This is a genomic window from Streptomyces sp. NPDC126510 (assembly GCF_040302345.1).
In the GTDB taxonomy this organism is placed as follows: domain Bacteria; phylum Actinomycetota; class Actinomycetes; order Streptomycetales; family Streptomycetaceae; genus Streptomyces.
In genome coordinates this window covers 30,318-43,602 of sequence record NZ_JBEORR010000022.1, presented here as the reverse complement: position 1 = coordinate 43,602, position 13,285 = coordinate 30,318, and the positions used below count along the sequence as shown (strand labels likewise).

Sequence of the window (13,285 nt, the reverse complement as noted above, 5' to 3'; positions counted from 1 at the left end):
GACCCGCGGCCGCCACCGGACAGCGAACCCCGGGCGCTCAGGCGCGCAGGACCTTCGCCCAGTCAGCGGGCACCCGCCCCGCCGGCCCCGGCGCCGGCTGATCGGCCGGATGACTCACCGGCTCCGCCAGCTCCGGCCCGCCCTCGTACAGCTCGTTGGTCTCATAGTTCCAGTACCAGTCCTCACCCGGCTCGAAGCTCTGCACGAACGGATGCCCGGTCTCCCGGAAGTGCCCCGTCGCGTGCTTCGCCGGTGAACTGTCACAGCACCCCACGTGCCCGCACTGCGCACACCGCCGCAGATGGAACCACCAGCCGCCGGCCGCGTCACACTCGGCACACCCGCTGCCGCTGGGCCGCGCACTCGGGTCGATCCCGTTCTCGCCACTCATGCAGACTCCTCCTCGACCGCTGTCAGCGGCAGCAGCACCTGAAAACGCGTGTTCCCCGGCTCCGACTCCACCCGGATGCTGCCATGGTGCTTGTTGACCACGATCCGCCAGGAGATGTCGAGCCCCAGCCCGGTCCCCTCGCCCACCGGCTTGGTGGTGAAGAAGGGATCGAAGATCCGCTCCCGGTCCTGTGCCGGAATGCCGACGCCCGTGTCCCGGAACTCGACCAGCAGCCGGTCGTGTTCCGCGGCCGTCCGCACGGTCAGCGTTCCCTCCCCGCCCGTACTGTTCATCGCCGCGACCGCGTTGTCGATGAGGTTCGTCCACACCTGGTTGAGCTCCGCGGGATACGCGGGGATCTTCGGCAGCGCACGGTCGTAGTCCTTGACGACCTTGATCTCCTTGCCGATCTTGCCGGACAGCATCAGCAGGGTGGAGTCGAGGAGTTCGTGCACGTCGGCGTTCTGGAAGGGCGCGCGGTCGAGCTGCGAGTACTGCTTCGCCGCGTCGACGAGATGGGAGATGCGGGTGGTCGAGTCGTTGATCTCGTCCATCAGCAGCTCGGTCTCGACGGTGTAGTTGAGCCACCCGATCGCGCTGGGCAGGATGTCCTCGTCCACCGCCGCCGCGACCTGGTCCAGCCAGTCGACGTCGAGGCCGGCCTGGACGAAGGTGGGCGCGATCCGCCAGCCTTCCGGGATGCCCTGGTCGTCCAGCCAGTCGGTCACGGCGTCCTCCCGGTCGGAGGCCTCCAGCGGACTCAGCGCGGGTGCCTTCGCGACCCGCTCGGCCGTGCGCTCCTGGATGTCGATGAGGTTCGCCATGACCTCCGGGGAGTACGAACCCTGCGCGATGATCGCCAGCTTGTGGCGCATCTTGCCGACCCGCTCCCGCAGCGTCGCGGTCGCCCGTACGGCCGCCGCGGCCGGGTTGTTGAGCTCGTGCGTGAGCCCCGCGGACAACGACCCCAGCGCCAGCAGCCGTTCACGCTGCCCGATGGCCCGCTGGGTGCTCTTCGAACCGAAGAACAGCCCCTCCAGCAGATGCACCGCCATCGGGAACCACTCCTGCATGATGTCCGCGAACGTGCCGGCGGGCAGTACGAAGAACCGCGTCGGCTCCGTGACGCGCATGGAGTTGTTGTAGACCTGCCGCACCCGGTCGCCCAGATACGCCTGCATGGACCCCGCGTACACCCCGCGCTGCGAGGTCCGGGTCACCTCCACGTCGTCCGCCCCGACCCGGCGGTACAGCACCACCGTGCCTTCGAGCATCACGTAGAAGCAGGTCGCGGGCTCGCCCTCGGTGTACACCGGCCCGGGCTCGAACCGCTCCACCCGCCCCTCGGCGCACAACCGGCCGAGCTGCTCCGGCGTGAGCTTCTCGAACAGGAACAGCGCCCCGATCTCCTGCGGGTTGCACGGCACCGCCTGCCCGCTCATGACTGCTCCAGGTACCGGTGGACGAGCATGACGGCCATGGCTCCCTCTCCGACGGCGGACGCGACCCGCTTGGCGGACTCCGAGCGGGCGTCGCCCGCCACGAACACGCCGGGCACGTTGGTCTCCAGGTGGTAAGGCGGCCGGTCCAGCTCCCAGTCCTCGGGCGGCCGGCCGTCGGGGCTCAGGTCGGGCCCGGCCAGGATGAACCCGCGCTCGTCCCGCAGCACCGTCCCGTCCAGCCAGTCGGTCAGCGGTGCCGCCCCGATGAACACGAACACCCACTGCGCGTCGACCTGTTCGGTCTGCCCGCTGTCCACGTCCCGCAGGGTCAGCCGCTCCAGCCGGCCGTCGCCGTGCGCCGACTCGACGACCGTGCGGGCCCGGACCTGGATGTTGGGCGACTCCTCGATCTGCTGGATCAGGTAGTGCGACATCGACGCCGCCAGTGACTCGCCGCGCACCAGCAGCGTCACCGACTTGGCGCCCCGGGACAGGTACATCGCCGCCTGTCCGGCGGAGTTGGCGCCGCCGACGATGTACACGTCCTGGTCCTGGCAGGAGGGCGCCTCCGTCAGGGCCGACCCGTAGTACACCCCGCAGCCGGTCAGTTCCTCGCAGCCGGGCGCCGCCAGCTGACGGTAGGACACGCCGGTCGCCAGGATCACGCTGTGCGCCGCCACCGCCGAGCCGTCGGAGAACCGTACGATCCGGGCGGCGCCGTTGACCTCCAGGGCCGTCACCTCGCGCGCGGTGAGGATCTCGGCGCCGAACTTCGTCGCCTGCCGCCGGGCCCGGTCGGTCAGCTGCGCTCCCGACACGCCGTCGGGGAAGCCGAGGTAGTTCTCGATGCGCGAACTCTGTCCCGCCTGCCCGCCGGTCGCCGACCGCTCCACCAGCACGGTCCGCAAGCCCTCGGAGGCGCCGTAGACGGCCGCGCCGAGCCCCGCAGGGCCGCCGCCGATGACGACCAGGTCGTAGAAGTCGGCCGTCGGGGTCGTCGCCAGCCCGACGCGGGTGGCGAGGTCGACGGCCTCCGGTTCGACCAGCGGGGTCCCGTCCGGCGTGATCACCACCGGCAGCCGCAACCCGTCCTCGCCGGCCGCGGCCAGCAGCCGCCGCCCCTCCGGCTCGTCGGAGGAGTACCAGCGGTAGGGCACCTGGTTGCGGGCCAGGAACTCCCGTACGTCCGAGGAGCGCGAGGACCAGCGGTGCCCGACGACCTTCGTGCTGGGCACCGGCCTGTAGTCGCTGGACCGCCAGGCCTGGAGCAGGTCGTCGAGGACCGGGTACAGCTTCTCCTCGGGCGGGTCCCACGGTTTGAGCAGGTAGTGGTCGAGGTCGACGACGTTGATCGCGTCGATCGCGGCGTTCGTGTCCGCGTACGCGGTCAGCAGCACGCGCCGCGCGCCCGGGTAGACGTCGAGGGCCTGTTCGAGGAACTCGATGCCGTTCATCTGCGGCATCCGGTAGTCGGCCAGGATCACGGCCACGAGATCACCGCGCAGCTTCAGCTCCCGCAGCGCGTCCAGCGCGGACGCGCCGGACTCCGCCCGCACGATCCGGTACGACGCGCCGTACCGCCGCCTCAGGTCCCGGGCCACGGCCCGGGAGACACCCGGGTCGTCGTCCACGGTCATGATGACGGTCCGCGCCGAATCGGCGGCCTGTGCCATACGTCCCCCACGCCGGGCGGTCGACTCACGGCACGGCGTCCCGGAGCACCGCGCCGACCTCAGCCCATCGTATGTTCGATCGCGGTGCCGCGCTCCGATACGGAGATCGGCTCCGACGGGCGCGGGCAACCGCGGCGGTGGTGAAGACTGGGCGGCACAGTGACGTTCACAGGGAGGCAGCGGGATGACACGCCCGATCACCGCAGGGGTCGACGGATCGCAGGAGAGCCTCGCGGCCCTCGCCTGGGCGGCGCGGGAGGCCGTCCGGCGCGACCGGCCGCTGCGCGTGGTGCACGCCTGGCGGGTCCAGACGCCGGAGCTGGTCGAGACCGCGGTCGCCACGGACGCGGACAGCCAGGCCGAGTGGGTGCACAGCGCGGTGACCGAGGCCGTCGGGACCGTCACCGAACAGCACCCGGAGCTCGCGGTGACCACCGATGTCATCGAGGGTCCGGTCGCCGGCACGCTGGTCGCCGCCGCGGCCGACGCCGAGATGCTGGTCCTCGGCTCGCGCGGGCACGGCCGCATCGTGGGATTCCTGCTCGGCTCGATCGGCCGGCAGGTGATCGCCGAGGCCACCCGGCCCGTGGTGCTGGTCCGGTCCGGCGACCGGCCCTCGTCCGAGGCCGCCGGGCGGGAGATCGTCGTGGGCCAGCAGGGCGACCCGGAGGACAGCGCCGACGCCCTGCGCTTCGCCTTCGAGACGGCCGCCGCGCGGGGGGCCACCGTGCGGGTCGTACGGGCCTGGAACCTGCCGCCCGTCTTCGCCTACAGCCCCGGCTCGCTGAAGCTTCTCGACGAGGCCGGGGGACTGGAGCCGTACGAGCGGAAGAGCCTGGCCGCCGCGCTGCGGCCGTTCCGTGACCGCTTCCCCGACGTGCCGGTGGAGGAGCACGTGGAGATGGGCAGCGCCGGCCAGGTGCTGCTGTCGGTGGCCGGGACGGCGCAGCTGATGGTCGTGGGCCGCCGGGCCCATCGCACGGCCGTCGGGGCGCGCATCGGCTCGGTGGCCCACGGGATGCTGCACCACGCCGACTGCCCGGTGGCGGTGGTGCCGCCCATGTGAGGGCGCCGGCCCCTCACTCCGCCGTCGGCTGCAGCGTCTTCCTGGCCTTGGGCAGGATGTGCTGGATGTAGTCCTCGACCACCGCGTCGAGGCCGATGTCGTGCTGGGCCCGCTCGGACATGTACCAGCGGTGTTCGAGGAGCTGGTGGTAGATCTCCGCCGGGTCCATCGCGCCGCGCAGTTCGAGCGGCACGGCCCGCACGGTCGGCCGGAAGACCTCCCGCACCCAGCGGTGGGCCAGGACCTCGGGGCGCGCGCCCAGGGGGTCACCCGGCGCGTAGTCGTCCTGGGTCGCCATCCAGCTCTCCAGATCGTTCAGCAGCCGCCGGGCCTGGTTCTCCTCCGTGTCCAGCCCGGTCAGGCGCAGCAACTGCCGCTGGTGGTGGCCCGCGTCGACGACCTTGGGCACGAAACTGACCGTGTCGCCGTTGGAGGCGTGCTCGATCTGCATCTCGGCGACGTCGAACCCGAGGTCGTTCAGGCGGCGGATCCGGCGTTCTATGTAGTGGTACTTGCCCGCCGGGTAGACGGAGGCCCGGGTCAGCTCGTCCCACAGGCCGCGGTAGCGGGCGCAGATCTCCATGCCGAACTCGATCGGGTCCACCGACGGGTGCAGCGCCCCGGACGCCTCCAGGTCCAGCAGCTCCCCGCTGATGTTCACCCGGGCGAGATCGAGGTCGTATTCCCGCTGCCCGGAGCTGAGCTGCGGATGCAGGTCACCGGTCTCGGCGTCCACCAGGTACGCGGCGTAGGCGCCCGCGTCACGCCGGAACAGGGTGTTGGACAGCGAGCAGTCGCCCCAGGCGAACCCGGCGAGGTGCAGCCGTACCAGGAGCACGGCGAGCGCGTCCATGAGCCGGTGCATGGTGGCCGGGCGCATGGTCGTCTCGAACATGGAGCGGTAGGGCATCGAGCCGCCCAGGTGCCGGGTGACCAGGACGCTCTCCAGCGGGGCGCCGCTCGCGTCGGTGCGGCCGGTGACCACGGCCAGCGGGTCCACCGACGGGATGCCGAGCCGGTCCAGATCGCGCAGCATGTCGTACTCGCGCAGGGCCGGGCGCTCGGCCAGCTCCTTGACGGCGATCACCTCGTCGCCCGCCCGGGAGTAGCGCACCACGTGCCGGGAGATGCCGCGCGGCAGCGGCACCAGGTACTCCTCCGGCCACTCCTCCAGAGGCACGTCCCACGGCAGTTCGAGCAGGAGCGCGGGGTGCTCCGGGTTGGTCGCGCTGATCTGCAGTGCCATGGGCCGGGTGTCCTTGTCTCGCCGCCGATCGTCACATCAGATTAGAGGGCGCGTTCGCGGGCCCTCAGGGCGGCGTCCCGCACCGGCCCACGATGGACGGGTCCATGCCCGGGGAGCAGCAGCTCGCCCTCCAGCTCCGCCAGGACGTCCAATGAGGCCAGGGCCCGCGGCCGCTCGTGGTGGAACATCTCCGGCAACAGCTGCGGCCCCTCGACGCGTGCCGTGGGGTGCCCGCTGACCAGGGCGTCCCCGGAGATCAGCACCCCGGTGCCGGGCAGGTGGTAGGCGCAGTGCCCGCCGGTGTGACCCGGTGTGTGCACGGGCACCGGCCGCCCGGGCAGGTCCAGGGCGCCGGCGCGCGGGAACGGCTCGGGGGCCGTGACCGGGTTGTGCACCGTGCCGCCGGAGCGCAGCGCGCGCACCGCCCACGGGAGCACACCCGGTCGCCAGCCGTTGCCCAGCACTGTCCCCAGGGACACCTGGTGCAGGAAGTCGCGCCGGGCGTGCGGCACTTCGGCCTCGTGCAGGTACACGGGCGTGCCGTAGGCGGTGCGCAGGTACTCGGCGGAGCCCAGGTGGTCGTTGTGCGCGTGGGTGATCAGCACGGCGGCGACCGCCTCCGGGGAGTGGCCGACCTCGGCGAGCGAGCCGAGGACCTGCTCCCGGTCGCCGGGGTACCCGGTGTCGACCAGCGTCACGGCGTCCCCCTCGGTGAGGATCACCCAGTTGGTGTCGGAGCCGTGCACCAGATAGGTGCCGTCCGCGACGTGGTGTACGTCCGCCCGCATGATCGCCCGCCTTGCATGGTCCCGGCCCGACCGGAGTAGCAAAGCAGAACCCCCGGCAGGCGGAATCGCCGGGTCCGTCTCAACGGCCCTGGGGAGCGCGGGCGTTCGGCAGGCTCAGTGCACGCCGTGCGGACGGAACTGGATGCTGATGCGCGGGCCCGCGGCACGCGTGCTCTTGGGCACGGAGTGCTCCCAGGTGCGCTGGCAGGAGCCGCCCATCACGACGAGATCGCCGTGGCCCAGCGGACGGCGCACCGTGTCGCGGCCGCCCCGCATCGGGCGCAGCAGCAGATCGCGGGGCGCGCCCACGGACAGGATCGCGACCATCGTGTCCTCGCGGGCTCCGCGCCCGATGCGGTCGCCGTGCCAGGCCACGCTGTCCCGGCCGTCGCGGTAGTAGCACAGCCCGGCCGTCGCGAAGGGCTCGCCCAGTTCCTCCCCGTAGTGGGCGCTCAGCGCGTTGCGCGCCTCGGTAAGCACCGGGTGGGGCAAGGGATCCTCGGCGGCGTAGAACGCGAGCAGCCGGGGCACGTCGACGACGTTGTCGTACATGGTGCGCCGCTCGGCCCGCCACGGGACCCCGGCCGCCAGCTGTTCGAACAGTTCGTCCGAACCGCTGAGCCACCCGGAAAGCACGTCGAGCCAGGCGCCGAAGCCGAGGTCGGTACGGCGGATCCCGTCCAGAGGGCCGAGCCGCAGCTCGTCGGCCTGGTCGAAGAGGGAGCCCTGGAGGTGCATGCTGCCAGCGTACCTCGGAATCGAAAATATGTTCCATGGTGAGGCCCCTCTTTCGATACGTTCATGTATCCAATACAGTCCTGTATCGAAGGCTCACGGGATCGAAAGGAGGCCGGGCGTGGCGGCCGACAAAACCACCGGACGCGTGACCAGGCGCCGGGTCCACACCCGCGCCAACCTCCTCCGCGCGGCGTTCTCCGTGTTCGCGGCCAAAGGCTTCGGCCACGTCTCGATCGAGGAGGTCTGCGAGGCCGCCGGCTACAGCAGGGGTGCCTTCTACTCCAACTTCTCCAGCCTCGACGAGCTGTTCTTCGCCCTCTACCGCGAGCGGGCCGACCTGATCGCCGAGCAGGTGTCCGGCGTGCTCGCTCTCGACGGACCCGGCCTCGACGTACCCGCCGCCGTGGACCGCGTCACCGACGTGCTGCTCCTCGACCGCGACTGGCTCCTGGTGAAGACGGACTTCCTCGTGCACGCCGCCCGAGACCCGGAGGTGGCGCGCAGCCTGCTCGAACACCGCGCGCGGCTGCGGCTGGCCATCGCCGACCGGCTCGGCCGGGCCCGCGGGCACACCGCACTGCCCGCCGTGCTGGGCGACACCGACGGCGCCGCCCGTGCCGTGGTCGCCGCGTACGACGGTGTCACCACGCAACTGCTGCTGGACCGGGACCTGGACCACGCCCGCGCCTGGCTGAAGCAACTGCTCACGGCCCTGCTGACCGACGGCAGCGGCACCCCCGATCACACGAAGCACTGAGGAAGGGACGGTCGGCATGGATGCCGATGTCATCGTCGTCGGAGCAGGTCTCGCCGGCCTGGTCGCGGCGCACGAGCTGACCAGCAGGGGCCGGCGGGTCGCCCTCGTCGACCAGGAGAACGCGGGCAACCTCGGCGGCCAGGCCTTCTGGTCCTTCGGCGGCCTGTTCCTCGTCGGCTCGCCGGAGCAGCGCCGCCTGGGCGTCAAGGACTCCTTCGACCTCGCCTGGAGCGACTGGCGCGGCAGTGCCGGCTTCGACCGGCTGGAGGACGAGGACTCCTGGGCCGTGCGCTGGGCCCGCGCCTACGTCGAGTTCGCCGCGGGGGAGAAGCGGTCCTGGCTCGACGGGCACGGCATCACGTTCCTGCCCACCGTCGGCTGGGCCGAACGCGGCGACCTCACGGCCCACGGGCACGGCAACAGCGTGCCCCGCTTCCACGTCGCCTGGGGCACCGGCACCGGCGTGGTCGAACCGTTCGTTCGGTACGCCGAGCAGGCCGCCCGCGACGGACTGCTCACCTTCCACCACCGCCACCGCGTCGACGCGCTCGTCGTGGAGGACGGCACCACCCGGGGCGTGCGCGGCACCGTCCTGGCCGAGGACCGCGCACCCCGGGGCGTCGCCTCCAACCGCGACGCGATCGGCGACTTCGAACTGACCGCCCAGGCCGTCATCGTCACCAGCGGCGGCATCGGCGCGAACCACGACATCGTCCGCCGCTACTGGCCCGAGCGCCTCGGCACCCCGCCGCGCGAGATGGTCACCGGCGTCCCCGCCTACGTCGACGGGCGGATGCTCGACATCAGCGCCGAGGCGGGCGTCCGGCTGGTCAACCGCGACCGCATGTGGCACTACACCGAGGGCCTGCGGAACTGGGACCCGATCTGGCCCGGCCACGGCATCCGCATCCTGCCCGGACCCTCCTCGATGTGGTTCGACGCCCTCGGCCGCCGCCTGCCCGGGCCCTTCCTGCCCGGCTACGACACCCTCGGCACCCTGAAGCACCTGCGCACCACCGAGGACATCGCCGGGTACGACCACTCCTGGTTCATCCTCACGCAGAAGATCATCGAGAAGGAGTTCGCCCTGTCGGGCTCCGAGCAGAACCCCGACATCACCGCCAAGGACCGTGCCGGATTCCTCAAGGAACGCATTCTCGGCAAGGGCGCGCCCGGACCGGTCGACGCGTTCCTGCGCAAGGGCGCCGACTTCGTCACCGCGGCCGGTGTCGAGCAGCTCGTCGAGAAGATGAACGCGCTCACCGACAAGCCGCTGCTCGACGCGGCCGGGATCAAGCGCCAGATCGAGGCCCGCGACCTGCAGATCGCCAACCCCTACGCCAAGGACGCCCAGGTGCAGGGCATCCGCAACGCCCGCCGCTACATCGGCGACCGCCTCGGCCGGGTCGCCACCCCGCACCGCATCCTCGACCCGGCGGCCGGACCGCTGATCGGCGTCAAGCTGCACGTCCTCACCCGCAAGACCCTCGGCGGCATCCAGACCGACCTGGACTCGCGCGCCCTCGGGAACGACGGCAAGCCGATCGACGGACTGTACGCGGCCGGCGAGGTGGCGGGATTCGGCGGCGGCGGCGTCCACGGCTACAACGCCCTGGAGGGCACCTTCCTCGGCGGCTGCCTCTTCTCGGGCCGGGCGGCGGGGCGGGCGGCCGCCAAGCAGACCGCCTGACCCGGAGCGACGGACCGTCTCCTCGGGACCTCAGGATGCGAGGAGGCGGGCCAGCACGGTGGCGTGGCTCTGCTGGGGCGTCTTCGAGGCGGTCAGCAGGGTCACGTCGCCCGCACGGGCCAGCTCACGCACACCGTCGAGCGCCGCGGACGCCTCCTCCGAGGCGAGCTCCGCCTCGTACCGCTCGGCGAACTCCTCGTACGAAGCACCGCCCGCGTGGTACCAGCGGCGCAGCTCCGTCGAGGGGGTGAGCGCCTTCGGCCACTCGTCCACCCGCGCCGCGTCCTTGGCCAGGCCGCGCGGCCACAGCCGGTCGACCAGGACCCGAGCACCGTCCTCCGGCTCGGCGGGATCGTAGACACGGCGCACGCGCACGCTCATGGTCGGCTCCTCTCCACGGCGGTACGGGTGTGCCGCGAGCCTAACCCCGGCCGGGCGCCCGCACCGCTCGGTACCGAACGGCCGGTTCCGCTGGTGCCGGGCGGGTACTCCGTCCGCCTGACCACGTCGAACGCTTCGAGAAAGGAGGTCATGGCATGAGCGCACAGGACGATCTGCGGGTCGTACGGTCACTCGACGAACTCGCCGAGCTCGTCGAACGGCACCGGGGCCTGTACGTCCGCTGGTCGCGCGGCCCGGAGACCGATCTCCGCGAGGTGTCCAGCACCGACGACCTGACGGGCGTGCCGCTGCCGGGGCTGTCCGCCAGCCCGCTCGGCGTCGAGGAGTGGTGGGAGGGCCGGCCGGTGCGGGTCTGGGTGGCCCGCCGTCTGCACGACTACGCGCATCTTCCGCACGACAAGGGACCGGGCGTGCACCCCTGGGTGCTCGTCGGCAAGGAGACCGCCCGCGGGCCCGACAACGAACCGCTGGTCACCGACGTCCGCCCGGTGTGCCGGCTCGACCAGCGGGTGATCGACGAGGCGAAGGCGGAGGTGGCCCGGCAGGGAAACCCCTGGGGGCCGCTGCGGCGCGGCTAGTGCGGCGTGGCGCAGCCGATGCGGCGCAGCACGGCTGGTGCCGCGGCGGGCGACGTTCGCCGTCAAGGAGTGGCGAACGTCGCCCACCGCGGCACCAGGACCCCCAGGGGTGGTGGCCGGTGTCAGCCGGAGCGGCGGCGGGCGGCCGTGCGGCGCTTCAGCGCGCGCCGTTCGTTCTCGCTCGTCCCGCCCCACACGCCGATGGACTGCCCCGTGTCCAGGGCCCATTGCAGGCACTGCTCCTGGACGGGGCAGCGCCGTCGGCACACGGCCTTGGCCTGCTCCGTCTGCAACAGAGCCGGGCCGGAGGTGCCGATCGGGAAGAAGAGCTCGGGGTCCTCGCGCCGACAGGCAGCGTGGTCTCGCCAGTTGTCCATCGAAGTCACCTGCATCGCAGTAGAAACGTGCTCTCTCGGATGCTTACTCTCTTTCGGGTGACCTGTCGATGCCCGGTGAAACAGGGCGTTCCCGGACAGTCGTTCACTGCTCCCGCATGCCCCAGGGGGAGCCGTAGTCCGTCAGCAGGTCCAGAAACGGCCGGGCGGGGAAGGCCTCCGGGCCGAGTACTCCGGCACCGGACCAGGCACCCGTCGCGAGGAGTTCGAGCGCGACGACGGGGTTGACCGCCGTCTGCCACACCACGGCCTGGGAGCCGTACTCGGCCATGGACCACTGGTTGTCGACCACGTGGTAGAGGTACACCTCGCGCGGCTCACCATCCTTCACGCCCCGCACCCAGGTGCCCGCACACGTCTTGCCGTGCATCCGCTCGCCCAGCGTCGCCGGGTCGGGCAGGCACGCTGCGACCACGTCCCGGGGCGAGACCTTCACCGGCCCGTCCGGCCCGGGCACGGTGACCGGTTCGGTGCGGTCCAGGCCCAGCAGGTGCAGCGTCCGCAGCGTCTCGACGAACTCCCGGCCCAGGCCGTACTTGAAGGTCACCCGGCGGGCGTCGACCCAGCGCGGGACGAGCAGCACCTCCTCGTGCTCCACGTTCACGCACTCGACCGGTCCGATGCCCTCGGGGAAGTCGAAGACCTCGGGCTCGCTGAACGGCTCGGTGGTGAACCAGCCCTTCCCGCCCTCGTAGACGACCGGCGGGTTGAGGCACTCCTCGATGGTGGTCCAGATGCTGAACGAGGGTGCGAAGTCGTAGCCGTCGACGGCCAGGTTCGCGCCGTCGCGGATGCCGATCTCCTCGATGTCGTCGAAGAGTTCGTCGGCGGCGTACCGTGCGAAGACGTCCGAAAGGCCCGGCTCCACGCCCATGCCGATGAGGGCCAGCAGCCCCTCCTTCTCCCAGTCCGCGGCCTGAGCGAACTGCTCGTCGCCGAGCTTGACCCCGCACTCCTCGTACGGTCGCTCGGCGTGCGGACGGGACAGCGACATCGCCATGTCGAGATAGGTGGCGCCCGCGGTGCGGGCCGCGTGGAACAGCGGCATCACGAAGCGGGGGTCGGTGGCGTTGAGGAGGACGTCGCAGCGGTGCCGGGCGAGCAGGCGCGCGACGGCACTCTCGTCGCCCGCGTCGACCTGTTCCGCCGTGAAACGCGTGTCGCCGCCGAGCGCCGCGACCGCCGCCTCGGCGCGGCCGGGGTCGTAGTCGGCCACCACCATGGCCTCGAAGAACGGCCGCCGGGCCGCGATCCGGGTGATGGCCCCGCCGACACCACCGGCTCCCACGAGCAGTACACGCATGACAGAAACTCCCTATTTACGAAGAACGTGACGCGCCCTTGGAGAGATGAAACGCCGCCCCGTGACATAAGGTCAATGGCGTTGGCATAAGGGGAGGAGCCCGTCGTGCCCAAGCCCGTGGTGCCCGAGGAGAAACGCCGACGACGCAGGCCGACCAAGAGCGGCACCGTGCTGTCCGAGGAGCTGATCGTCGAGACGGCGCTGCGCATGCTGCGCGAGCACGGCAGCGCGGGGCTGACCGCCCGCCGGCTCGGCCTCGCGCTCGACGCCGACCCGAGCACGCTCTACCGGTACTTCCGGGGCATGGACGAGCTGACCCTCGCCATCGGCGACGCGCTCATCGGCCAGGCGCTTCAGGGCTGGCGGCGCACGGGGGAGTGGCGGGCGGACCTGCGGTCCTTCGGACTGCGCATCCACGCCGCGTACCTCGCCCATCCGCAGGCCGCCCTGCTGACGACGAACCGCGTCACGGGCCGGGCCCATGAGCTGGCCGCCGACGAGGCCGTCCTGGACGTCCTGCGCACGGCCGGCTTCCCGCTGCCCGACACCGTGCGCATCTACCACGCCTTCATCGACCAGACGCTGGCCTTCGCCGCCCTGGACGCCGCCTCGCTGGCCCTGCCCAGCGACGCGCTGCACGCCGACGAGGACATGTGGCGCTCCACCTACGCCCGCCTGCCCGCCGGCACCCACCCCCGCATCGCCGAGGCGGCGCCGCTGCTGGCCACCCGCATGCTCACCAGCGCCTATCCGACGGCCCTGGAGATGCTGCTGGACAGCGCGGCGGCCCGGCTGGAGTCCTCGCGGGACTGAGGT

14 protein-coding genes are annotated in these 13,285 nt (G+C 71.9%); 5 read left to right on the top strand and 9 right to left on the bottom strand.

Annotated features, from left to right (window positions below; translation table 11 throughout):
• Window positions 1-37 precede the first annotated feature (37 nt).
• The 3 genes from ABTX60_RS27970 to ABTX60_RS27960 are packed head-to-tail and all read right to left on the bottom strand — an operon-like array spanning window position 38 to window position 3,506.
• Window positions 38-391: a UBP-type zinc finger domain-containing protein gene (locus ABTX60_RS27970; protein ID WP_352099780.1), complete on the bottom strand. Its 354-nt coding sequence runs from the start codon at window positions 389-391 to the stop codon at window positions 38-40.
• Entirely contained in the window at window positions 388-1,833 is a 1,446-nt protein-coding gene (locus ABTX60_RS27965; protein ID WP_352099779.1) for an ATP-binding protein, read from the bottom strand. Before ABTX60_RS27965 ends, ABTX60_RS27970 begins: the two co-directional genes overlap by 4 nt.
• On the bottom strand, window positions 1,830-3,506 hold the full coding sequence (locus ABTX60_RS27960) for an NAD(P)/FAD-dependent oxidoreductase (RefSeq protein ID WP_352099778.1): 1,677 nt from the start codon (window positions 3,504-3,506) through the stop codon (window positions 1,830-1,832). Before ABTX60_RS27960 ends, ABTX60_RS27965 begins: the two co-directional genes overlap by 4 nt.
• Before the next feature lie 184 nt (window positions 3,507-3,690).
• Here ABTX60_RS27960 and ABTX60_RS27955 point away from each other — a divergent pair, with 184 nt between their 5' ends.
• The gene (locus tag ABTX60_RS27955) at window positions 3,691-4,572 is read left to right on the top strand and encodes a universal stress protein (RefSeq protein WP_352099777.1); all 882 of its coding nucleotides are present in this window, start codon (window positions 3,691-3,693) and stop codon (window positions 4,570-4,572) included.
• A gap of 13 nt (window positions 4,573-4,585) precedes the next feature.
• Here ABTX60_RS27955 and ABTX60_RS27950 read toward each other — a convergent pair whose 3' ends face one another.
• The 3 genes from ABTX60_RS27950 to ABTX60_RS27940 all read right to left on the bottom strand — a co-directional run bounded on the left by ABTX60_RS27950 (window position 4,586) and on the right by ABTX60_RS27940 (window position 7,344).
• On the bottom strand, window positions 4,586-5,818 hold the full coding sequence (locus tag ABTX60_RS27950) for a DUF4032 domain-containing protein (RefSeq protein WP_352099776.1): 1,233 nt from the start codon (window positions 5,816-5,818) through the stop codon (window positions 4,586-4,588).
• A 41-nt stretch (window positions 5,819-5,859) separates the two neighbouring features.
• Complete coding sequence (locus ABTX60_RS27945; protein WP_352099775.1) at window positions 5,860-6,606, bottom strand: MBL fold metallo-hydrolase; 747 nt, start codon at window positions 6,604-6,606, stop codon at window positions 5,860-5,862.
• A gap of 114 nt (window positions 6,607-6,720) precedes the next feature.
• The gene (locus tag ABTX60_RS27940) at window positions 6,721-7,344 is read right to left on the bottom strand and encodes an alpha-ketoglutarate-dependent dioxygenase AlkB (RefSeq protein ID WP_352099774.1); all 624 of its coding nucleotides are present in this window, start codon (window positions 7,342-7,344) and stop codon (window positions 6,721-6,723) included.
• A 118-nt stretch (window positions 7,345-7,462) separates the two neighbouring features.
• Here ABTX60_RS27940 and ABTX60_RS27935 point away from each other — a divergent pair, with 118 nt between their 5' ends.
• Together ABTX60_RS27935 and ABTX60_RS27930 are read left to right on the top strand one after the other, a co-directional pair.
• The gene (locus tag ABTX60_RS27935) at window positions 7,463-8,101 is read left to right on the top strand and encodes a TetR/AcrR family transcriptional regulator (RefSeq protein WP_352099773.1); all 639 of its coding nucleotides are present in this window, start codon (window positions 7,463-7,465) and stop codon (window positions 8,099-8,101) included.
• Window positions 8,102-8,117: 16 nt separating this feature from the next.
• On the top strand, window positions 8,118-9,791 hold the full coding sequence (locus ABTX60_RS27930) for an FAD-binding dehydrogenase (RefSeq protein WP_352099772.1): 1,674 nt from the start codon (window positions 8,118-8,120) through the stop codon (window positions 9,789-9,791).
• A 30-nt stretch (window positions 9,792-9,821) separates the two neighbouring features.
• Here ABTX60_RS27930 and ABTX60_RS27925 read toward each other — a convergent pair whose 3' ends face one another.
• Complete coding sequence (locus ABTX60_RS27925; protein ID WP_352099771.1) at window positions 9,822-10,172, bottom strand: DUF488 domain-containing protein; 351 nt, start codon at window positions 10,170-10,172, stop codon at window positions 9,822-9,824.
• Window positions 10,173-10,327: 155 nt separating this feature from the next.
• Between ABTX60_RS27925 and ABTX60_RS27920 the strand changes: the two genes are divergently transcribed.
• Window positions 10,328-10,771, top strand: coding sequence for a DUF6098 family protein (locus tag ABTX60_RS27920; protein ID WP_352099770.1), 444 nt, complete (start codon window positions 10,328-10,330; stop codon window positions 10,769-10,771).
• A gap of 122 nt (window positions 10,772-10,893) precedes the next feature.
• On the opposite strand, the gene ABTX60_RS27915 is transcribed toward ABTX60_RS27920, so the two are convergent.
• On the bottom strand, window positions 10,894-11,148 hold the full coding sequence (locus ABTX60_RS27915; protein WP_352099769.1) for a WhiB family transcriptional regulator: 255 nt from the start codon (window positions 11,146-11,148) through the stop codon (window positions 10,894-10,896).
• A 103-nt stretch (window positions 11,149-11,251) separates the two neighbouring features.
• Entirely contained in the window at window positions 11,252-12,469 is a 1,218-nt protein-coding gene (locus ABTX60_RS27910; RefSeq protein ID WP_352099768.1) for a saccharopine dehydrogenase family protein, read from the bottom strand.
• 105 nt (window positions 12,470-12,574) lie between these two features.
• Between ABTX60_RS27910 and ABTX60_RS27905 the strand changes: the two genes are divergently transcribed.
• Window positions 12,575-13,282 (top strand): TetR/AcrR family transcriptional regulator, encoded by a 708-nt coding sequence (locus tag ABTX60_RS27905; RefSeq protein WP_352099767.1) that lies wholly within the window; start codon window positions 12,575-12,577, stop codon window positions 13,280-13,282.
• Window positions 13,283-13,285 lie beyond the last annotated feature (3 nt).